Genomic DNA, 19582 nt, shown 5'->3' with positions numbered 1-19582 from the left:
GGACCTCGGTTCGATCAGGCCTCCGTACCGTCGCGGTGTCGGCCTCGGCGGACGACCAGCAGCACGGTCCCGGCTGCGGCGAGCCCGACCCCGAGGACGGCGGCGACGAGCACACCGTCGGCTCCGGTCCACGCCAGCCGGGACGGACCAGGGCTCGCGGGAACACCAGCCGTCTGCCCGTCGAGCGCGCTCACGGCTCCGGCCGGGTCGCCACGATCGTCGTCTGCACCAGCGCCGGCGCCCGGTGTCCCGGACGGCTCCGGAGCGGGTTCCTCCGACGGCCCCGGCGTCGGGTCAGGGTCCGGCGTCGGGTCGGGCCCCGGCGTCGGGTCAGGCCCCGGCGTGGGGTCCGGGTCCGGCTCCGCCGCCGGTTCGACCTCCACGCGCAGCGTCGCCGACGCCACCTGCCCGGCGTTCGAGGTGACCTCGTACCGGACCGGCTTCGCCACCCCGCTGAACCCGTCCTCCGGCGTGAAGGTCACCCGCCCCTGGTCGTCGGCGACGTACGTGCCCTCGCCGGGGACCCGCAGCCGCTTGCCGTCCGCGGAGAGCTCGGCCCCCTCGATCCCGTCGTCGGTCAGCCGCAGCGACCCGAGGTCGGCACCGCTGCCGTCGAGCGCGTCGTTCCCCACGACGTCCACGACCACGGGTTCGCCCTGCTGTCCGGTCGCCGAGTCGTCCGCGGCGACGGCTTCCGGCAGCACCACGTCGAACGCGATCACGTCGGAGTTGTTCGTCAGGTCGACGTCACTCACGGAGCCGTCACGCGCCACGGCTGCCAGCCCCTCGTCGAAGCGGCCGGAGGTGAAGTCGGTGACGCTCTCCGCCGGCGCCGAGTACTTCCCGGTCCGGGTCGTCACCGGCACGGTCCCGCGCGCCAGCAAGACGACCTGCCCGCCGGGCGGCGCTGTCCAGTCGGTCGCAACAGTGCCCTCGCCCTGCGCCGAACCGCACGTCGCGCCGCCCGTGGCCTCGCACGACCAGGTGATGTCCTCGAGCGGCAGGTCGTCGGTCAGCGCCGTCGTCCGCGCCACGGCGTCGGCGGGGCCGCCGATCGTGGCCGGGCCGTCGTTGACGGAGCGGACGCGGAACGACACCTCGTCCCCCGCGGTCACCGGCCCCTCGGTGTCGACCGATGCCGTGGTCACGACGTCCGTGGGCTGCGTGGCCCGGACGTTGCGGATCTCGTGGAACTCGGCCCGCCCGCCCGTCGACGCGCTGAACCCGAACCGCATCCGGTCGGGCAGTGCCGTCGCCGGCAGGTCGGTCGAGATCAGGTGGTGCAGTTCTGCCGGCTCCGACCCCACGGGGGTGGCGTCCGACATCGTGACGATGGCCGTGATCCCACCGGCATCCCGGGGCACGACGTCCACCTTGACGTGCCGGTAGGTCGCCGTCTCGGCATCGACGCCGCGGTCTTCCAGGAACCCGTCACCACGGTTGCCCGTCGTCGCCAGCACGGGGTAGCACTCGGCCTCGGCCCCACGGACGGTGACGGCGTTCTGGATGAACTCCGGCAGCGCGAAGTTGCCGAACCGGTCGAACCCGACACCGACGACGCCGCCGTCGAGTCCGGCCGAGCACGCCGATCGGCCGTCGAAGTAGCCGAGGCCGCCGCCCACCGGTCCGATCGAGTCGAGCGGCACCGACGCATCCTGCAGGAAGAACCCGATCCCGTCCGCGTAGCCGGTGTCCTCCGGGCTCCACATCCGCTGGTCGAACTCGACGGTCAGCCCGTGGCTGGAGTCGTACGGCACCTCGTTGTACACGGCCGAGGCCATGTACTTGACGTTGTCGGTCATCCGGAGCCACTTGCCGGCCGAACCGTTCTCGACGATCGCCGCCTGCTGGTCGTTCGAGGCGATACGCGCCCATCCCGGCGGCATCGTGGTTCCGACGGGCAGGTCGACGAACGGGTCACGGATCGGGAACGGGTCGACCGCATGGGCCGGTGCCGCGCTGGTCACGACACCGGCGCCGACGAGCACGCCGAACGCGATCATCGGTGCGAGAGCAACGGTCAGGACCGAGTGCGGCGGGCGGGTCCGGGGCGGGCGAACACGGGGTGGACGAGTGTGCATGGAAGTCCTCTCTGACGGTGCAGGAGACGACTGTGCACATGCTGCGGACTGATCCGCAAGTATTATCCGTACGATATTCCGTGTTCGGTATGGCGCAGATCAGCGCGAGGTCGGCACGGAAGCGGTGACCGTGAACTTCGGGGTGCGCAGGACCTGCCGTGTCGGCCCGACCAGGCGCTCCAGCACGGGCCGGTAGCGCAGGTGTCCGTTCCAGACGCACCACAGTTCGCCCCCGGCCTGGAGGATCGTGGCCGCGTTCCGGAACATCGCCTCGGCCGCGTCGGTGGTCACCGTGGTGTCCGCGTGGAACGGCGGGTTGCAGAGCACCAGTTGCGCGGACCCGGCCGCGAGTTCATCCCCGGCGTCGGTGCGCAGCGCGGTGACACGGTCGGCGACGCCGTTCGCCTCGGCCGTCGCCCGCGTCGATGCCACCGCGATCCGCGACACGTCGGTCGCGATGACCTTCACGGTCGGTCGACGCAGTGCGATCGCCGATGCGATGACGCCGTTGCCGGACCCGAGGTCGACGACGGTCCGGGCAGTCGGCACCGCGTCGTCCATCGCCTCGAGCAGGACCCGGGTGCCCTGGTCGAGCGAGGTCCCCGCGAACACGCCGCCGTGCGCGACGAGCGTCATGCCGAGGTCGTCGACGTGCACTGACCGCGGCCACGGGTTCGTCGCGGCCGCGCGGTTCGCTTGGGCGCGCAGCGGGTCCTGCGCGATGAGCAGCCGCGACTTGCCCCGCCCCCGCGACGCCGTGACCTCACCGAAGGACCGGCGCAGGACGTCGTTCTGCGACAGGTTCATGTACTTCACGTTGCCGCCGCACAGCAGGACGACGTCGGGAGCGGCGAACCGCGCGACGGCCCGGGCGATCTCGTCGAGCCGGTCGTGCGACTTCGACAGCCGCAGCACCACGAGCCGCACGTTCCGGAAGGCGTCCTCGAGCGAGTCCGGGTGGTGGAACCCGCGCAGGCCGAACGTCCCGGCGTTCGCCTCGAGCGCGCGCTCCCCCACCAGCGAGTCCTGCACGACCCGGATGTCCGAAGCGCCGTACTGCGTGATGAGCCCGAGCGTCAGGACTCCGAGGCGATCGTCGACGACCGCGACCTCGCCGGGCTGTCGGAGCGCATCGCCGTGCACGTGCGGCGCCTCGTCGATGAGGAACCGGTCGGTGCCGTCGATCGCGATGAGGTCCGGAGCGGATTCGTCGCGGCGGCGGAAGAGGTCGGCGAAGTCTGGCACCGCGTCAGCGTACCGGCGGCGGATCAGTGCGCGTTCCCCTCGGCGACGAGCTCCAGCGCAGACTCCCCGGCGCGGGCATCGGCAGCGACCCGGACGACGGGTTCCCAGCGCAGGAACGACCCCGGCGGCAGGGAGAAGGAGCTGCCGGTCTGCAGCGAGTACGTCATGCTCCGTCCGTCCGGGCTGCGCGTGCCGTTCCGCAGCGCCAGGCTCGCGCTCGACCGCCAGTCCTCGCCGGGCTTGCGGTAGGCGACGGCCAACGTCTCCTGGCCCGGCGCGAACGTGGTGCCGTCCGGGCTCTCCATCGTGATCGTGGCGGTGATGACCGTCACGAGTGCGTGCACGGACAGGCCGGCCTCGACGGCGACGTCCTCGCCGCGCTCGAGGACGCCGTGCTCCCCGTCGACCCCACGGATGACCTCCCAGCCGGGGATCTCCTCACGTGGAACCGGCACCAGGTGGTGGTCCTCGATCCGGTAGGCCTGCGGTGCGCCCGCACCGGTGATCGGCACGTCTGCCCCGTAGACGGCCAGCAGCGAGGGCTGCGCGTGCGTGACGACGAGCAGCTGGCCGTCGCGGTACGACTGGCCGGGGAACACGTCGTTCAGCACCGCGCCGGTCTGGTCGCCGCGCACCGCTCCGGACCGGACGATACTGCCGTCCGGGTCGCGGAGGTCGATCTGCAGGTACGCCTGACCGGACCACGACGTGTGGGCCGAGTAGGACGTCGCCGCACGCCACCCGAGCGCTCCGGCGCCGTCGACCCAGAGCACTCCGACCGGACGGTTCGCCTGACCACGAGCGACGACCGAGTCCGCACCGACGGCGACCGTGGTGACGATGATCGAGTCCTCGGTGCCGTCACCACTCCGGAGCCGGACGACCAGCCGCCCGGTGTCCTCCCCGACGACGTCGGCCACGGCTGTGGCGTCGACGACCGTTGCCGACCCCCGGCCGCTCGCGGTCCCGAGGCCGGTGACGTCGGGCGCATCGACCACGCGACGCCCGACCGGAACCGGACCGACGACCGGTTCGACGACGACGACCGGCGGGTCGTACCCGGGGATGATGTGCTCGACGATCCGGTTCCGCGAGTCGACGTTGTCCCAGATCCGCTGCTCGAGCTCCGGGTACGCAGCCACGGCTGCCCGCGTGGCATCCGACACCGGGAATCCGAGCTCGTCGTAGAACGGTGCGAGGTTCCGGTCGGCCACACGCGATGCGACCGTCACGAACAGGGCGTGCCGCTCGTCGTTGGTCACCACGTGCGGGTTGGTTGCCGCCGACTCGGCACGGAGCGCCGCGAAGAACCGCGGCAGGAACGCGTCGCCGAAGGCCCGTCGGAGCTGCTCCCAGGCCAGCAGTCGGATGCGGTCGCTCGCCCGCAACCAGTCACGGTCGTCCGAGGCGAAGTACTCCCGGAACGCCGCGGTGCTCTGGTCCCAGCGACTCGGGAAGCCCAGGCCGTCCTGCACGGCGAGCGAGGAGATGTTGGTGATCGTCTCGGCCGTGCCCGGGAACGAGTTGATCGGCGCCTCGTACGTGTGGCCGACCTCGTGCCACAGCGCCCACTGGTCGTCGATCGGGTCGCGGAACAGGTCGCCGCCGGCGCCGGTGCTCACCTGGAACATGATCCGGCCGCTCCCCGCGTTCGCGTACCCGCCGCCGGTGTCCGGCGAGACGATGTGGATGCGGTGCCGGTGCTTGTGCGAGGTCCCGACCGCGTCGTCGTGCAGCCCGTAGGTCTCGTTGGTCAGCTCGACGACCCGGTCCCAGTTCGCCGTCCGGGCGACCAGGTCGTCGGACGGGATCACGGTGCCGGTCTTGGGCTTCTGGAAGTCGCCGAACATCCGCTCGGAGACGATCTCGACGAACGGCGCGTCGGCCCACCGCGCGAAGTCGGCGGCGAACGACTCCGGCGTGCTCTGCCCGCGCACCCACGTGGGCACGGGTTCTCCCCCGGAGATCGTCGCCGTCGCGGTGCCCTCAGGAGCCGTGCTCACCAGGGACACCATGCCGTCGTGCGGAGCCGTCACCTCGTTCACCCCGGAAGCGACTGGAGTTCGCCGGTACCCGACGTCCCGTCCGTCGTTGTGCGCCGCGTACGTGCCGATGAGTCCGATCGCCACCTCCATCGCCGGGGCGCCCGGTGGGACGGTGACGGTGACGACGTCACCGGACTCGACGAACCGGCCAGCGGGCTGCAGATCGCTGTGCGGGAACCGGCGCCCTTCGGCGGTGGCCGCCGCCGACGCACTCCCGATGCCGTGGACCAGGACCCTCGTCTCGGTCCCGTCGTCCGAGTGCACGATCGAGGTCTCCGACGGCACCCGGGGCTGCCCAGCAGTTGCCGGAGAGGTCGTGCCGCCGCCGATGATCAGCGCGAGGGCGACGAGAGCAGCAGGAAGCAGGACAGAGCGACGCATGGTTCATATATTACATGCGCTATGCGACGATGATCAGTGCGGCCCGCGGTACAGCACGATCTGGGTGTTCCGCTGGGGCCGCATCCCAGCGCGCAACGACACCGCGGCGCCCGTGGTCGTCGCCGCGAACACGCGTGCGCCAGGACGGTTGATGAGCTGGTCGGCCAACGCCGATTCGAGCTCGCGCACCCGGTCGCGGAGTTCCTTGTTCTCGTTCTCCAGGTCGAGCACCCGCCGGATCCCCTCCAGCGACACCCCCTCGGAGCCGAGGCGCGCGATCTCGCGCAGCTGCACGACGTCGCGCATGGAGTAGCGGCGGGAACCGCCGCGGGTGCGGCCCGGGACGACCAGGCCGAGCCGGTCGTACTGGCGCAGCGTCTGCGGGTGCATCTCCGCGAGCTCCGCCGCGGTCGCGATCGCGAAGACGGGCGAGTTCTCGTCCATGTCGGTCATGGCGTGTTCCTTCCGTCGTTCGCGTGGTGGTGAAAACCAGCCTGGAGGCCCGGTGCGGCTTCCTGACGGAGCCGCACCGTTCCTCCAGGGCGGGTCTACTGCTGTGCTTGCGTGACGCTAGTCGCGCGCCTTGGCGAGGAGGTCCTCGCGCGGGTTCTCGTCGGGGAGCGAGGCCGCGAGCGCCTCGACGGCCTCGCGCTGCTTGTCCGACAGGTGCGACGGCACCGCGACCTGGACGGTCGCGAGCAGGTCGCCCGTGCCGTTCTTCGTCGCGACGCCGCGGCCCTTGACACGCAGGACGCGACCCGAGGGCGTGCCGGGAGCGACCTTCAGCTTGACGGTCGAACCGCCGAGCGTCGGGACCTCGATCGTCGCGCCGAGGGCTGCCTCGACGAACGTCACGGGGACGTCCAGACGCAGGTTGAGCCCGTCGCGCTCGAACACCGGGTGCTTGCGGACCGAGACGGCGACCACCAGGTCACCGGCCTCGCCGCCGTCGGGCGAGGGTTCGCCTCGGCCGCGCAGCCGGATCTTCTGGCCGTCCGCGACCCCGGCGGGGATGCGGACGTTCACCGGACGACCGTTGCCCTGCGACAGCTTGACGGTGTCGCCGGCGATCGCGGTGGTGAAGTCGAGCGTCGTCGACGCCGTGACGTCGCGACCCTTCGTCGGTCCACCGAAGCCACGGTACCCGCCGGAGGCCTGGCCGAAGCCACCACCGCCACCGGCTGTGCCTGCTCCGAACATGCCGCCGAGGATGTCTTCGAAGCCGCCGGCACCGCCCTGACCGAAGCGGACACGCTGTCCGCCCCCGCCCTGCTGGCCGAACATGCCACCGAAGACGTCCTCGAACCCGCCGCCCTGGCCTCCGCCGCCCGCTGTGAAGCGGGCGCCGGAGCCCATGGCGCGGACCTGGTCGTACTCCTGGCGCTGCTCCTTGTCGGAGAGCACCGAGTAGGCCTCGCTGATCTCCTTGAAGCGGTTCTCCGCCGCGGCGTCACCCGGGTTGGAGTCCGGGTGGAACTGCCGGGCGAGCTTCCGGTAGGTCTTCTTCAGCTCGGCCTCCGACGCGTCCTTCGACACTCCGAGGACCTTGTAGAAGTCCTTGTCGAACCAGTCCTGACTGGCCACTGGTACCTACCTTCCGTTCCGGCTCAGGCCGGGACCGCCACCGCGACCTTGGCCGCACGGAGCACGCGCTCGCCGAGCTTGTAGCCCGGCTCGACGACGTCCGCCACGGTCTGGCCGGTGGCACCCGGGGTCGGGAGCTGGACGATCGCCTCGTGGATGTTCGGATCGAAGGCTTCACCCTTCTCACCGATCTGCACGAGCTTGAACTTGTCGAAGCCCCCGCGGATCTTCTGACCGATGACCTGCATCGGACCCTCGGCGAGGTCACCGTGGGCCTCGGCCCGGGTGAGGTCGTCGAGCGCCGGCAGCAGGGCCCGCACCACTTCGGCGATGGCGACCTCGCGGTTCGCCTCGCGGTCGCGCTCGACGCGCTTCCGGAAGTTCACCAGCTCGGCCTGCGCACGCAGCATGTCGGCACGCATCTCGGCGACGAGGTCGCGGTCCGCGGTGGACAGGTTGTCCTCGGCGATGCCGCGAGCGGCGTCGGCCAGGAGTGCCTCGTCCTCGGGGGAGAGGTCGGTGGCACCCCCTGCCGGCGCGTCCGTCGGAACCTCGACGTCGGGGCCTTCGGCCTCGATGAGGTCCTCCGGCTGCTCCGCGTTGGTGGCGTCCCCTTCGACCTGGGGTTCGTCCTCGTTGGGGACGTTGTCCTTCGGGTCCGTCATCTACTTCTTGTCCTTGTCGTCCTCGTCGTCCACGACCTCGGCATCGACGATGTCCTCGTCGTCCTGCGCTGCCTGGTCGGCGGTGGGCTGCTCACCAGCCGGGGCGCCAGCGTCCTGCTGGGAGTAAATAGCCTGACCGAGCTTGCCCTGCGACTCGTTGAGCTTGTCGAACGCGGTCTTCACGGCCTCGTCGTCCTCACCCGCGAGCGCGGACTTCAGCGCGTCGACGTCGGCCTGCACCTCGGACTTGACGTCCTCGGGGAGCTTGTCGTCGTTCTCCTTGATGAGCTTCTCGATCGAGTAGACGAGCTGCTCGGCCTGGTTGCGACGCTCGTTGGCCTCGCGACGGGCCTTGTCCTCGGCGGCGTGCTCCTCGGCCTCGCGGACCATGCGCTCGATGTCCTCCTTCGGCAGCGACGAACCGCCGGAGATGACCATCGACTGCTCCTTGCCGGTGCCCTTGTCCTTCGCGGACACGTGCACGATGCCGTTGGCGTCGATGTCGAACGTGACCTCGACCTGGGGCACACCACGGGGAGCCGGCGCGATGCCGGTGAGCTCGAACGTGCCGAGCGGCTTGTTGTCGCGGGTGAACTCGCGCTCGCCCTGGAAGACCTGGATCGCGACCGACGGCTGGTTGTCGTCAGCGGTCGTGAAGGTCTCGCTCCGCTTGGTCGGGATCGCGGTGTTGCGGTCGATGAGCTTCGTCATCAGGCCACCCTTGGTCTCGATGCCGAGCGACAGCGGCGTGACGTCGATGAGCAGGACGTCCTTGCGCTCGCCCTTCAGCACACCGGCCTGCAGTGCGGCGCCGACGGCGACGACCTCGTCCGGGTTGACGCCCTGGTTCGGCGACTTGCCACCGGTGAGCTGCTTGACGACCTCGGCCACAGCGGGCATGCGGGTCGAGCCGCCGACGAGCACGACGTGCGCGATCTCGTTGACCGAGACACCGGCTTCCTTGATGACGTCGTTGAAGGGCTTCTTCGTGCGGTCGAGCAGGTCGGAGGTCATCTGCTCGAACTGCGCGCGCGAGATGGTCTCGTCGAGGTTGAGCGGCCCCTCGGCCGTGAGCGTCAGGTACGGGAGCTGGATGTTCGCCGACATCTGCGACGACAGTTCCTTCTTCGCCTGCTCGGCGGCTTCCTTCAGACGCTGCTTGGCGATCTTGTCCGTGGACAGGTCGACGCCGTGCTCGTCCTTGAACTTCTTGATCAGGTAGTCGACGATGCGCTGGTCCCAGTCGTCACCACCGAGGCGGTTGTCACCGGAGGTCGCGCGGACCTGGATCGTCGAGAAGTCGTCGTCCTTGCCCACCTCGAGCAGGGAGACGTCGAACGTGCCGCCACCGAGGTCGAAGACCAGGATGAGCTCGTCTTCCTTGCCCTTGTCGAGGCCGTAGGCCAGCGCGGCAGCGGTCGGCTCGTTGATGATGCGCAGGACGTTGAGGCCGGCGATCTCACCGGCGTCCTTCGTGGCCTGGCGCTCGGCGTCGTTGAAGTACGCCGGCACGGTGATGACTGCGTCGGTGACGTCCTCGCCGAGGTACTGCTCGGCGTCGCGCTTGAGCTTCCCGAGGGTACGGGCCGAGATCTCCTGCGGCGTGTACTTCTTGCCGTCGATCTCGACGGTCCAGTCGGTGCCGATGTGGCGCTTGACCGACGCGATGGTGCGGTCGACGTTGGTCACGGCCTGGCGCTTCGCGGTCTCGCCGACCAGGACCTCGCCGTCCTTCGTGAACGCGACGATCGACGGGGTGGTCCGGAGGCCCTCGGCGTTGGCGATGACGGTGGGCTCGCCGCCTTCGAGAACGCTGACGACCGAGTTGGTGGTTCCGAGGTCGATGCCTACTGCACGTCCCATGTGTGGTGCTCCTTCTTGCTCGAGGTAAGTCGTTGGACTTGCGTCCGATGGACTCAACTCTACTCAGGACAGCGACGGCGTCAACTCCGAAAGCGGAAACTTGCGCTGATCACACTCAACTCTCAGGGCGTCGGGTCCGGCTGCGGTGCGCATCCGTTCGTATCTCACGTGATATTCTGTATACACATACTGCGCTGGCGTGGCTGGCGCGTGCGTATCTCCCTTCCCGAACGGTCGCGCTCTGCGACCTGTCCTGAAAGATGCACATGTCTCACAAGAAGAGGGCCTCGACGGCCTTCAAGTCCATCGGTGCGGCCGGGCTCGCCGCCGCCACCATCGTCTCCGGGTTGTCGTTCGGTGCACCCACAGCGTCTGCTGCATCCATCGTCACCACGAAGACCCCGAGTGAACGCGCCGGTGCGCGAGCGACCGACCTCGGTCAGGTCGCAATGGTCTGGAAGTCGGGTAGTTCTTGGTACGCCATTACCCGAAACCAGAACAACGATCGGGTCCCGACTGCTTTCTCGACCGAATCCGAAGCGAAGCGAGCAGCGAGCTTGACCTGGAAGCTGCAGCTCAATGACGACGGTACGTTCCGATTTGTCGTCGGTGATCGTTGCGCGACAGACCGGTATGATTCTGACACCTACCGCGCATATCTCTTCGACACCCGCATCGTGTGCGGCCAAGGCGCCGATACGTGGAAACTCGCCAGCGGTGGAAAGATCCAGAACACCGAGACGAACCGGTACGTCGGACCCGTAGCGTCATTCGTGCAGGAGAACGGCCGTCCGTGGTACGCGATGGGAACCGGAAGTGGGTATCAGTTCCCTGGAATCACCGACCTCGTTCAGGCCGCGCAGAAGCGCGCACTCGACGCGTCGATCACGAAAGTGAACAACATTGCGCGGACTGCCGTCGTCAGTGGCACGGCGACTCCGAAGGCGACAGTGTCGATCGGCAGCAAGTCCGTAACCGTCGACGATGACGGCAAGTGGTCGATGACCGTTGAAGGACTGAAGGACGGCGCGAACGACCTCATCGCGATCCAGAAGATCGACAACGTCGAGCATGACCGGAAGACGGTCACGGTGACGATCGTCGATGGTGGCACGCTCGTGGGTGTCGATCAGGGTCCGGTCGAGTTGACGCGTGGCGAGTCGGCCGAGGTGCCGTTCCTGGTGCAGAACAACGAGACCCGCACGAACATGGTCGGCTCCGTGACGCTCACCGCGCCGGAGGGCACCACCTTCGACGCCGGGCAGACCACGGTCGCCGTCGGCTACCGCTCCGGTACCAGCGGGGACTTCAAGCCCTACACCAAGCTCGACCTGAAGGACGGCGTCCGGTCCGATGACGGCCGCACGATGACCTTCACGCTGAACACCGACGGCGGCAACATGGTCACCGGTGAGCAGTACCGCTACATCCTCAAGGTCACCGCAGCCGACGATGCGGCTGCAGGTTCCGGCGAGATGGCGTTCGTCTACGCCGGCGACAGCTCCAAGGGCGACTTCCGCGCACAGGGCAAGACCACGACGACGATCGACACGGCCGTGGTCGACCTGACCGCGAAGGTCGACTCGGTCGACCACTCGGCCAAGTCCGCGGTGATCTCGGGCACCGCGACGCCCGGTGCGAAGGTCTCCGTCGGCAGCCAGGAGGTCGACGCCGACACGACGACCGGTGCATGGTCCATGACGATCACCAACCTCGACTCCGGCGCCAACCCGCTGCACGTCGTCCAGACGATCGACGGCACGGAACACGACGCCAAGGACCTCGAGGTCGTCATCAACGACGCCGCGATCTCCGGGCAGGACGGCGCGCCCGTCACCCTCGAGCGCGACGCCGAAACCTCCGTCGAGGCGCTGTTCAAGACCAACGGGTCGATCAGCCGCCCGCAGGGCACGGTCGAGTTCACCGCTCCTGAGGGCACGACCTTCGCGGCGGGTCAGAACACCATCAACGGCTCCTACAAGGTGCCCGGCGACGAGTGGACGAACACCGCGATGACGCTCTCGAACGGCGTCCGGTCCGAAGACGGTACGAAGTACACCTACGACTTCCGGACCACCACGTCGACCTGGAACCTGCCAGGCGATTCCCTCATGCGGTGGAACATCTCGGTCAACACCCCGGCGGACGCCGAGGCCGGCACGCCCTCGATGTCGACCAAGCTGGTCGGCACCGCGACCGAGGGCGCGTTCAACACCACCAGCACCACCCAGACCACGATCGAGAACGCGGAAGCTCCCGCTCCGGCCCCCCTGGTCGTCACGAGCCCGGAGAACGGCTCAGCGGTCGACGTGAAGCGTCCGGTGTTCTCGGGTACCGGTGACGAGGGCGCCACGATCGAGGTCCGCGGCAAGTCCGGCCGCCTCGTCGCGACCGCGACCGTCGAGAACGGTACCTGGAGCGCCCCGGCGGGCTTCGACCTGAACGACAACGTGTACACGCTCGACGTCTTCCAGACGCCGCTGCAGGGCTCGCAGTCGCAGACGGAAGTCACCTTCCGCGTCGCGACGAACCCGCTGACCACCGAGCTGACCGCCGTGGGCGCCTTCGACCCGGACGACGTCACCAAGCCCGCGACGATCTCCGGCGACGCCACCACCGGCGCCACCGTGATCGTCAAGGACAGCCTCGGCAACGAGGTCGGCCGCGTCGAAGCGAAGGACGGTGGGTACACGATCCCGGTCCCGCCGTCGTTCGCCCACACGGGTGTCAACGACTTCACCGTCACCCAGACGAAGAACGGCCAGACCTCTCCGGCGAAGGACGTCTCGCTCGACTACGGCACGCCGCAGCCGATCCGGATCACCAGTCCCGCGAACGGCTCGACCGTGCAGAAGCAAGGCCTGACCTTCACCGGTACCGGTGACGAGGATGCTCGCATCGATGTCCGTGGCAATGTCCGCGCGATCGCGACCGGTACCGTCAAGGACGGCACCTGGACCGCTCCGGTGATCGTGGACCTGTCGAACAACGTCTACGACCTCCGCGCGGTGCAGACCACCAAGGGTGGCCTCACCACGCAGGCGCCGATCACGATCACGATCACCGACGAGGCGCCGGTTGCTCCGCTGACCGCGACCGCCGCGTTCAACGCAACGGACGAAAACCTGCCGGCCACGATGACGGGCACCGCGAACCCGGGCGCGACCGTCACGGTCAAGACCAAGGACGGCCAGCTGGTTGGCTCCGCGGTCGCGATCAACGGCAGCTACACGATCACGATCCCGGCGGACAAGGCGCGCTTCGGTGTCAACGAGTTCACCGTCACCCAGACCGTGAAGGGTGAAGTCTCGCCCGCGCTGGAGCGTTCCCTGGACTACGGCAACCCCGCAGCTCCCGTGATCACGTCCCCGGACAACGGCGCGACCGTCACCAACGGCTCGATCCGCTTCACCGGCACCGGAGCCACCGGCGCCAAGCTCGACATGCGCGGCAACACCTCCTCCATCGGTGACACCAAGATCACCGACGGTGCGTGGACCGTGGACGTCACCCGCCAGCTCAACCCCAACGTCTACGCCCTCCACGCACTCCAGACCAGCAAGGGCGGCCTCACCCAGCGAACCGACATCACCGTCACCGTCCAGAACGAGGCGCCGGTTGCTCCGCTGACCGCGACCGCCGCGTTCAACGCAACGGACGAAAACCTGCCGGCCACGATGACGGGCACCGCGAACCCGGGCGCGACCGTCACGGTCAAGACCAAGGACGGCCAGCTGGTTGGCTCCGCGGTCGCGATCAACGGCAGCTACACGATCACGATCCCGGCGGACAAGGCGCGCTTCGGTGTCAACGAGTTCACCGTCACCCAGACCGTGAAGGGTGAAGTCTCGCCCGCGCTGGAGCGTTCCCTGGACTACGGCAACCCCGCAGCTCCCGTGATCACGTCCCCGGACAACGGCGCGACCGTCACCAACGGCTCGATCCGCTTCACCGGCACCGGAGCCACCGGCGCCAAGCTCGACATGCGCGGCAACACCTCCTCCATCGGTGACACCAAGATCACCGACGGTGCGTGGACCGTGGACGTCACCCGCCAGCTCAACCCCAACGTCTACGCCCTCCACGCACTCCAGACCAGCAAGGGCGGCCTCACCCAGCGAACCGACATCACCGTCGTGGTGCGGAACGAGCAGATCACGGACCTGACCGCGACGGGCGAGTTCCCGAAGGAGGTCGAGCAGGAGGCGTTCATCACGGGTAAGGCGCAGAACGGTGCCGACGTCATCGTGAAGGAAGGCTCCACTGTCATCAAGAGCGTCAAGGCGGTCGACAGCGCCTACACCGTCCAGGTCCCCGCGACCGTCAGCGGTGAGCGCACCTTCACCGTCACCCAGACCATCAAGGGCAAGGAGTCCGCTCCGAAGACCGTGATCCTGGACTACGGCACCCCCGCCGCGCTCTCGATCACCTCTCCCGCGAACGGCGGGATCGTTCCGGGGAACCAGATCGTGTTCACCGGCACCGGTGAGCCCGAGGCGAAGGTGGTCCTCAACGGCACCGTCAGCCGCCTCGGCTCCGCCACGGTGAACGACGAGGGTTCTTGGTCGATCACCGTCGACCGGACCCTGCGCCCGCAGGACTACACCCTGTTCACCAAGCAGATCACGAAGGGCAACCTGAACGGCCCCGCCGATCAGCGCACCATCACCGTGACGCAGTAACACCCACCAGCAACACCACCGGGCGCCCCTCCACACCAGGAGGGGCGCCCTTCCACGTCCTCGGCACTCGATCGATCAGTCGTGGCAACGCAGAAGCCGCCGGCCTCAGGGCCGGCGGCTTCTGCGGTGGAACAGGAGGTACGGGTCAGCGGGTGACGAAGACGTTCCCCGTGCCCTGGTCGTCGACCTTCGGCTTGTTGTCCGAGGTGACGCGGTTGCCGTCGGTCTCGACGCGTACCGAACCGACGGTCTTCGCAGAGACGTCGTTGATCGAACCCGAGACGACCAGCTTCTCGACGTTGCCGAGGTGCACCACGGCGTTGCCCGCCGTGATCTCCACCGACGCGCAGTCGCCGAGGGTGACGTCCTTGTTCGCCTGGTCGATGACGGCCTTGCCGTCCGTGCACTCGGCCTTCGTCTTCTCGATGTCGGCGGGCGGGTTGCTGAACTGCTTGCTGTCGGCTTCGGCGCTCGAGGTCGCGCTCGGCTTGGCAGTCGGCTTGTCAGCGCCGTCCCCGGAGCAGGCAGTCAGCGCGCCGAGGACGCCGACGACGGCGAGCCCGGTGACGAGGAAGCGGCGGATCGGGGGGATGGGGGTCGTCATGACGGTTCCGTTCTCGTGGTGTGGGCGGTTGCGGGCACTCCGTCGAGCCGATGACATTCGTATGTCACGTTCTATACAATACGCGATATGCTGCATGTGTGACAAGCAACCCGCGGCCCGTCGTGGCCTTCCTCAGCCACAGCGCAGCCCGCTCCGGGGCCGAGCTTTTCGTCGCTCGCGTCACTGCCGCGAGCACACGGATCGAACCGGTCGTCATCCTCGGAGAACACGGTCCGCTCGAGCAGGTACTGGCGAGCGCGGGGGTCCGGTACGAGGTGGTCGCGCTGGACGACGCCGTCCGCGACCACAGCGCCGGCTCGGGCAGCGGCGCGCTCAGGAAAGCCGTGTCGACGGTGCGCACGACGCGTCACCTCGGCCGAACCCTCCGTCGCCTGCACGTCGCCGTCGTGACGACGCACTCCGCGAAGGCCCACGTCTACGGCGGCCTCGCCGGCCGCCTCGCGGGGATCCCGGTGGTCGCTCACGCGCACGACGTCGTCGGCAGCGCCGGGTCGTCGCGAGCCAACACGGCGCTGCTCCGCACAACCCTCGCACTGCTCCCCCAGACCGTGATCGCCAACTCACGGACCACCGCGCGGTCGCTCGGCCGCCTGGTGCGACGAGTGACCGTCATCGGCTGCCCGACGGTGGTGCCGGACGCCGTCCCACCACGGGCCGACACGGAGCCCACGATCGGCATGGTCGGGCGCCTGACCCCGTGGAAGGGGCAGGACGTCGTGCTCCGCGCGTTCGCCGCTGCTCGGGCAGCCGGCCTCGACCCCTCGACGCGCCTCCGGTTGGTCGGTGCAGCCCACTTCGGCGACGACGAGGCGTTCGAGCGCAGACTGCACGGGCTCGCCGCCGAGCTCGGCATCGCCGACATCGTGGACTTCCGCGGCCACCAGCGCGACGTGGTCGCCGAGATCGCCGCGTGCGACGTCGTCGTCCACGCCAGCACCCGTCCGGAACCGTTCGGTCAGGTCGTCCTCGAGGCGATGGCACTCGGTCGACCCGTGATCGCCGCCGACGCGGGCGGCCCCGCCGAGGTCGTCACGGACGGGCACGACGGCCTACTCGTCCCGCCCGGCGACGTCGAGGCGCTCGCGTTCGCCTTGGTGCGGCTGGCGGCCGACCGGGAGGCCCGTACCCGACTCGCGGAGAACGGCCGTCAGACCGTCACGCGGTACGCCCTCCCCCACGTGGTCGGTCAGGTCGAGGACGTCCTGCTCGCCGCCGTGCGCTGACGCACGGCAGCGGCTCCGAGCCTTCGCCCGTCGTCGCCGTCAGCCGACCCGCAGGACGCACACCGGGCCTCCTGACCGACGCTCCGTCACACGCGCGAGACGCTGCGGATGCCGGTCCACGATGCGACCTCGTGCTGGAAGCGCGCCGTCGAGAAGGTCTCGGCGCGCTGACGACACGCGTCGGCGTCGAGCCCGACGGCCACGTCGACGGCCGAACGCAGGGTGGCGTCCGCGAAGTCGTCGAGCACGATGCCGCTGCGCCCCGCCTCGACGGAGTCGCACGCGCCGCCCGAGGCGTTCACGACGACCGGGGTGCCGAGCGCCATGGCCTCGACGGGCATGATGCCGAAGTCCTCGACCGGCGGGAACACGTAGACGGCGGCGCGCTGCAACAGGGCGGCGAGGAGTGCGTCCGAGGGGCGGACGACGAACCGGACATCCGCGCCGGACGACTGCGCGAGGTCCTGCAGTCGCTCGAGGTCGGGCCCGTCGCCCGCGAGCACCACCGGACGCCCCGAAGCGCGACCAGCCGCGATGACGACGTCGAGCCGCTTGTACGGCACGAACCGCGATGCCCCGAGTACGAAGCCCACCGGCAGGGACTCGAGCAAGGCCCGATCACAGTCGCCCAGCACGTCCGACCATTCGTCGACGGCGGTGAGTCGTTCGACACCGACCGGTGGATGGATGACCACCGAGTCGACGCCCCAGCAGTCGCGGATGCGCTGTTGCACGAACCGGCTGTTCGCGGCGACGTTGTGCAGACCGCGGGCCCGTCGGCGGTCGACCGCCCGGAGGACCGGTCCGGCGATGCGCGCGGCGGCCGAGGCACCACGGGCGTCGAGCTCCGGGTTCCAGAGGTACCGGGCCGGGGTGTGGACGTAGGTGAACTGCTGCGCCGGGTCGACGCCAGGGACGCGGGCCTGGTGCGCGAACAGGTGCGAACTGACGAGGGCCCAGTCGTACTCGTCCAGTCGCCGGAGGCCGTGTGACCACAGTGTCGGGAGGAGCGGGACCGCCAGCGCCTTCCGGCCTCGGAGCGGTGTCCGGGCGATCGTGCTCTCGATGACCCGGCGGCCGGAGTACCGGTCCGGAGCGTCGTTCCAGAGTGCGAAGAGATCGGCGTCGGGGTACTCGTCCGCCATCGCGTCGAGGACCCGCTCGGCGCCGCCGACGGCCTCGATCCACTCATGCACCAACAGTCCGCGCACGGTCCGCTCCTTCCGTTGCTCGCTCGGCGCACGCGACGAGGACGGCGATCGCCTCGTTCGCCAGCTCGCACATGCGCTCGTGGTCGGCCGCGTCGCCACGGACCGGATCGGTGATGTCGTCGTCTGCGGGTTCAGCGGGGGCGGTGGCGAGCCGCGACCGCGCGACGAGGCGCGGGAAGTCGTCCCAGAAGCCCGTGTGGACCTCGTCTTGCACCAGCAGGGGCCGAGCGAGGCGAGCGAACTCGCGGAGGGTGAACGTGCGTCGGAGCAGCACGGGGGCGAGGTCGAGGACCGCGGCCCGGTGCTCGCGCTCGAGGGTGAGCACGAGCGCGTGGTCGGCGAGCACGGCTGCGGTCAGCGGTGTCGCGGCGAAGCCCTCGGGATCGCCACCCGCGCACCGGACTGCGTCGGCGGAGCGCGGGAACATCGCGCTGTCCGCCACCGCGGCGGTACCGGCACTCGACACGCTGAACCGGCCAGGTGCGACGGCGTCGAGGCGCGCCTGCAGCACGCGTTCGACGTACGGGGAACGGCAGACGTTCCCCTCGCAGACGATGAGGATGGCGGTCACGGTCGGACTCCTGACGAGACGAGGGCGGGGGCGGTCGCGTTCGGGGCGCCCGGCGGGATACGGACCGGCGTGGGGGCCGGGTGGTCTCGGCCCCGCGTCCAGGTGGGCACGGCGCAGGCCGCGATCAGCACCCAGAGGATCGGCGTCGAGAAGTCCGGCGTGCCGACGAACTTGGCGACCACCAGGGCTCCGAGCGCGACGGCTGCTGCGACCGTGGCGGGCGTGCGGATCGCCGTGACGAGCACTCCGGACACCATCACGGCGAAGGCCGCTGCTCCGGGGATGCCGACCGTGGAGAGGAGCGACATGCCGAACGACGACGGGCGGTTGCTGCCGAGCCCCGCGCCGAGCCCGAGCGTGTCGGACAGGACGCCCCAGCTGAACGCGTCCGCGCCCGTCCGGGAGTCGTAGGACTTGCTGTCCACCTTCTCGGCCACGAGCTCCTGGATCGGAGCCAGCAGGTGGTCACCGGCGACGAGGGCCACGACGGCGGCCGTGAGCGTGCCGATCACGAGCCACGGGGTACCGACACCGCCACGGAGGACGTACCGGACGGCGAGCACGACGACACCGAGGCCGATGACCACGGCGGACGCGACCACGGCGGTCCCCGACGATGCCTGCAGGAGGTTGGAGCACGCCAGGGCGCACGCAACGGACCACAGGAAGCGCGACCGGCCCCGGGCACGGAGCGCCGCCACGATGAAGAACGCGGCCGCAGGCAGCGAGAACGCCGCGAGCTCGCTGGGCTCGCTGAACACACCGCGCAGTCGGTCGTCCGGCGTGGTCCAGGCGTAGGCGACGTTCGGCAGCGTGTCGAAGACCGGCGCGAGGACGTCTGCGCGCACCGCGAGCAGGAGCCCGCGGATGGTCGTCAGGACCGTGCCCACGGTCAGCGCGACCCCGGCCGCGACGACGGCACCGCGGACCCGCACGAGGTAGAGCGCTGCGCACGCCGCCAGCAGCAGGTACCCGAGCTGTGCGCCGTTGCTGACCGAGTACGCGAGCACTCCGGGATCCGCCACCTGACTGTCGACCCCCTCGCGGGCGACGAGCACACGGGTGCCGGCGAAGAGCCACGGTGCGAGTGCTGTGACGATCGTGGCCCAGGCGACGAAGACCGCGAACGCGTTCGCGCTCCAGTGCGCGGTCCCGAGGCGCGGGGAGCTGAGCAACGCAACGGCCGATGCCGCGGCGGCCAGAGTGAAGAGCGGGACGCCGTTGCCGCCGACGACGACACCCGCCGAGTAGGGCAGACCCGCCGCGACACCGATGACGACCGGCAGCCAGCCCCGGCGGACCGACAGGGCGATGCCGAGCGCTGCGATGAGCGCGGTCCCGAGCAGTGTCATGCCTACCTTTCACATGGCGGTTGTTTTGATATTTCACATCGGCTAACATCGAGT

13 protein-coding genes are annotated in these 19582 nt (G+C 69.6%); 2 read left to right on the top strand and 11 right to left on the bottom strand.

Going from position 1 to position 19582, the window contains the following annotated elements; translation table 11 throughout:
* Positions 1–14: 14 nt before the first annotated feature.
* The 7 genes from DEJ14_RS02520 to dnaK all read right to left on the bottom strand — a co-directional run bounded on the left by DEJ14_RS02520 (position 15) and on the right by dnaK (position 9864).
* On the bottom strand, positions 15–2003 hold the full coding sequence (locus DEJ14_RS02520) for an Ig-like domain-containing protein (protein ID WP_111085452.1): 1989 nt from the start codon (positions 2001–2003) through the stop codon (positions 15–17).
* 177 nt (positions 2004–2180) lie between these two features.
* Entirely contained in the window at positions 2181–3326 is a 1146-nt protein-coding gene (locus DEJ14_RS02515) for a class I SAM-dependent methyltransferase (RefSeq protein WP_111085451.1), read from the bottom strand.
* Positions 3327–3349: 23 nt separating this feature from the next.
* The gene (locus DEJ14_RS02510) at positions 3350–5752 is read right to left on the bottom strand and encodes a M60 family metallopeptidase (RefSeq protein ID WP_111085450.1); all 2403 of its coding nucleotides are present in this window, start codon (positions 5750–5752) and stop codon (positions 3350–3352) included.
* A gap of 33 nt (positions 5753–5785) precedes the next feature.
* On the bottom strand, positions 5786–6196 hold the full coding sequence (locus DEJ14_RS02505) for a heat shock protein transcriptional repressor HspR (RefSeq protein ID WP_111085479.1): 411 nt from the start codon (positions 6194–6196) through the stop codon (positions 5786–5788).
* Positions 6197–6322: 126 nt separating this feature from the next.
* Complete coding sequence (locus DEJ14_RS02500) at positions 6323–7336, bottom strand: DnaJ C-terminal domain-containing protein (RefSeq protein ID WP_111085449.1); 1014 nt, start codon at positions 7334–7336, stop codon at positions 6323–6325.
* Positions 7337–7359: 23 nt separating this feature from the next.
* On the bottom strand, positions 7360–8001 hold the full coding sequence (locus tag DEJ14_RS02495) for a nucleotide exchange factor GrpE (RefSeq protein WP_111085448.1): 642 nt from the start codon (positions 7999–8001) through the stop codon (positions 7360–7362).
* Positions 8002–9864: a molecular chaperone DnaK gene (gene dnaK, locus DEJ14_RS02490; RefSeq protein WP_111085447.1), complete on the bottom strand. Its 1863-nt coding sequence runs from the start codon at positions 9862–9864 to the stop codon at positions 8002–8004.
* Positions 9865–10130: 266 nt separating this feature from the next.
* Between dnaK and DEJ14_RS02485 the strand changes: the two genes are divergently transcribed.
* On the top strand, positions 10131–14546 hold the full coding sequence (locus DEJ14_RS02485; RefSeq protein WP_284180174.1) for an Ig-like domain-containing protein: 4416 nt from the start codon (positions 10131–10133) through the stop codon (positions 14544–14546).
* A 145-nt stretch (positions 14547–14691) separates the two neighbouring features.
* Here DEJ14_RS02485 and DEJ14_RS02480 read toward each other — a convergent pair whose 3' ends face one another.
* Positions 14692–15150, bottom strand: a complete 459-nt coding sequence (locus tag DEJ14_RS02480; RefSeq protein ID WP_111085445.1) for a DUF3060 domain-containing protein — start codon at positions 15148–15150, stop codon at positions 14692–14694.
* 98 nt (positions 15151–15248) lie between these two features.
* Between DEJ14_RS02480 and DEJ14_RS02475 the strand changes: the two genes are divergently transcribed.
* The gene (locus DEJ14_RS02475) at positions 15249–16394 is read left to right on the top strand and encodes a glycosyltransferase (RefSeq protein WP_181437539.1); all 1146 of its coding nucleotides are present in this window, start codon (positions 15249–15251) and stop codon (positions 16392–16394) included.
* A gap of 86 nt (positions 16395–16480) precedes the next feature.
* Here DEJ14_RS02475 and DEJ14_RS02470 read toward each other — a convergent pair whose 3' ends face one another.
* The 3 genes from DEJ14_RS02470 to DEJ14_RS02460 are packed head-to-tail and all read right to left on the bottom strand — an operon-like array spanning position 16481 to position 19528.
* Complete coding sequence (locus tag DEJ14_RS02470) at positions 16481–17605, bottom strand: glycosyltransferase (protein WP_111085443.1); 1125 nt, start codon at positions 17603–17605, stop codon at positions 16481–16483.
* A complete protein-coding gene (locus tag DEJ14_RS02465; protein WP_181437538.1) occupies positions 17583–18176 on the bottom strand; it encodes an arsenate reductase/protein-tyrosine-phosphatase family protein in 594 nt (197 codons plus the stop codon). The genes DEJ14_RS02470 and DEJ14_RS02465 overlap by 23 nt, the downstream gene beginning before the upstream one ends.
* Entirely contained in the window at positions 18173–19528 is a 1356-nt protein-coding gene (locus tag DEJ14_RS02460) for a hypothetical protein (RefSeq protein ID WP_181437537.1), read from the bottom strand. The genes DEJ14_RS02465 and DEJ14_RS02460 overlap by 4 nt, the downstream gene beginning before the upstream one ends.
* Between the last annotated feature and the right edge of the window lie 54 nt (positions 19529–19582).

It is taken from the genome of Curtobacterium sp. MCJR17_020 (assembly GCF_003234365.2).
Classification (GTDB): Bacteria; Actinomycetota; Actinomycetes; order Actinomycetales; family Microbacteriaceae; genus Curtobacterium.
Note: the sequence above shows the minus strand (reverse complement) of the source record. Positions and strands in the feature narration are given on the sequence as shown.

What these genes read in the sequence shown, in the direction of transcription:
- DEJ14_RS02520 (WP_111085452.1), bottom strand. Translation starts at nt 2,003, where the DNA reads ATGATCGCGTTCGGCGTGCTCGTCGGCGCCGGTGTCGTGACCAGCGCG.
- DEJ14_RS02510 (WP_111085450.1), bottom strand. Translation starts at nt 5,752, where the DNA reads ATGCGTCGCTCTGTCCTGCTTCCTGCTGCTCTCGTCGCCCTCGCGCTG.
- DEJ14_RS02505 (WP_111085479.1), bottom strand. Translation starts at nt 6,196, where the DNA reads ATGGACGAGAACTCGCCCGTCTTCGCGATCGCGACCGCGGCGGAGCTC.
- DEJ14_RS02495 (WP_111085448.1), bottom strand. Translation starts at nt 8,001, where the DNA reads ATGACGGACCCGAAGGACAACGTCCCCAACGAGGACGAACCCCAGGTC.
- dnaK (WP_111085447.1), bottom strand. Translation starts at nt 9,864, where the DNA reads ATGGGACGTGCAGTAGGCATCGACCTCGGAACCACCAACTCGGTCGTC.
- DEJ14_RS02485 (WP_284180174.1), top strand. Translation starts at nt 10,131, where the DNA reads ATGTCTCACAAGAAGAGGGCCTCGACGGCCTTCAAGTCCATCGGTGCG.
- DEJ14_RS02480 (WP_111085445.1), bottom strand. Translation starts at nt 15,150, where the DNA reads ATGACGACCCCCATCCCCCCGATCCGCCGCTTCCTCGTCACCGGGCTC.
- DEJ14_RS02460 (WP_181437537.1), bottom strand. Translation starts at nt 19,528, where the DNA reads ATGACACTGCTCGGGACCGCGCTCATCGCAGCGCTCGGCATCGCCCTG.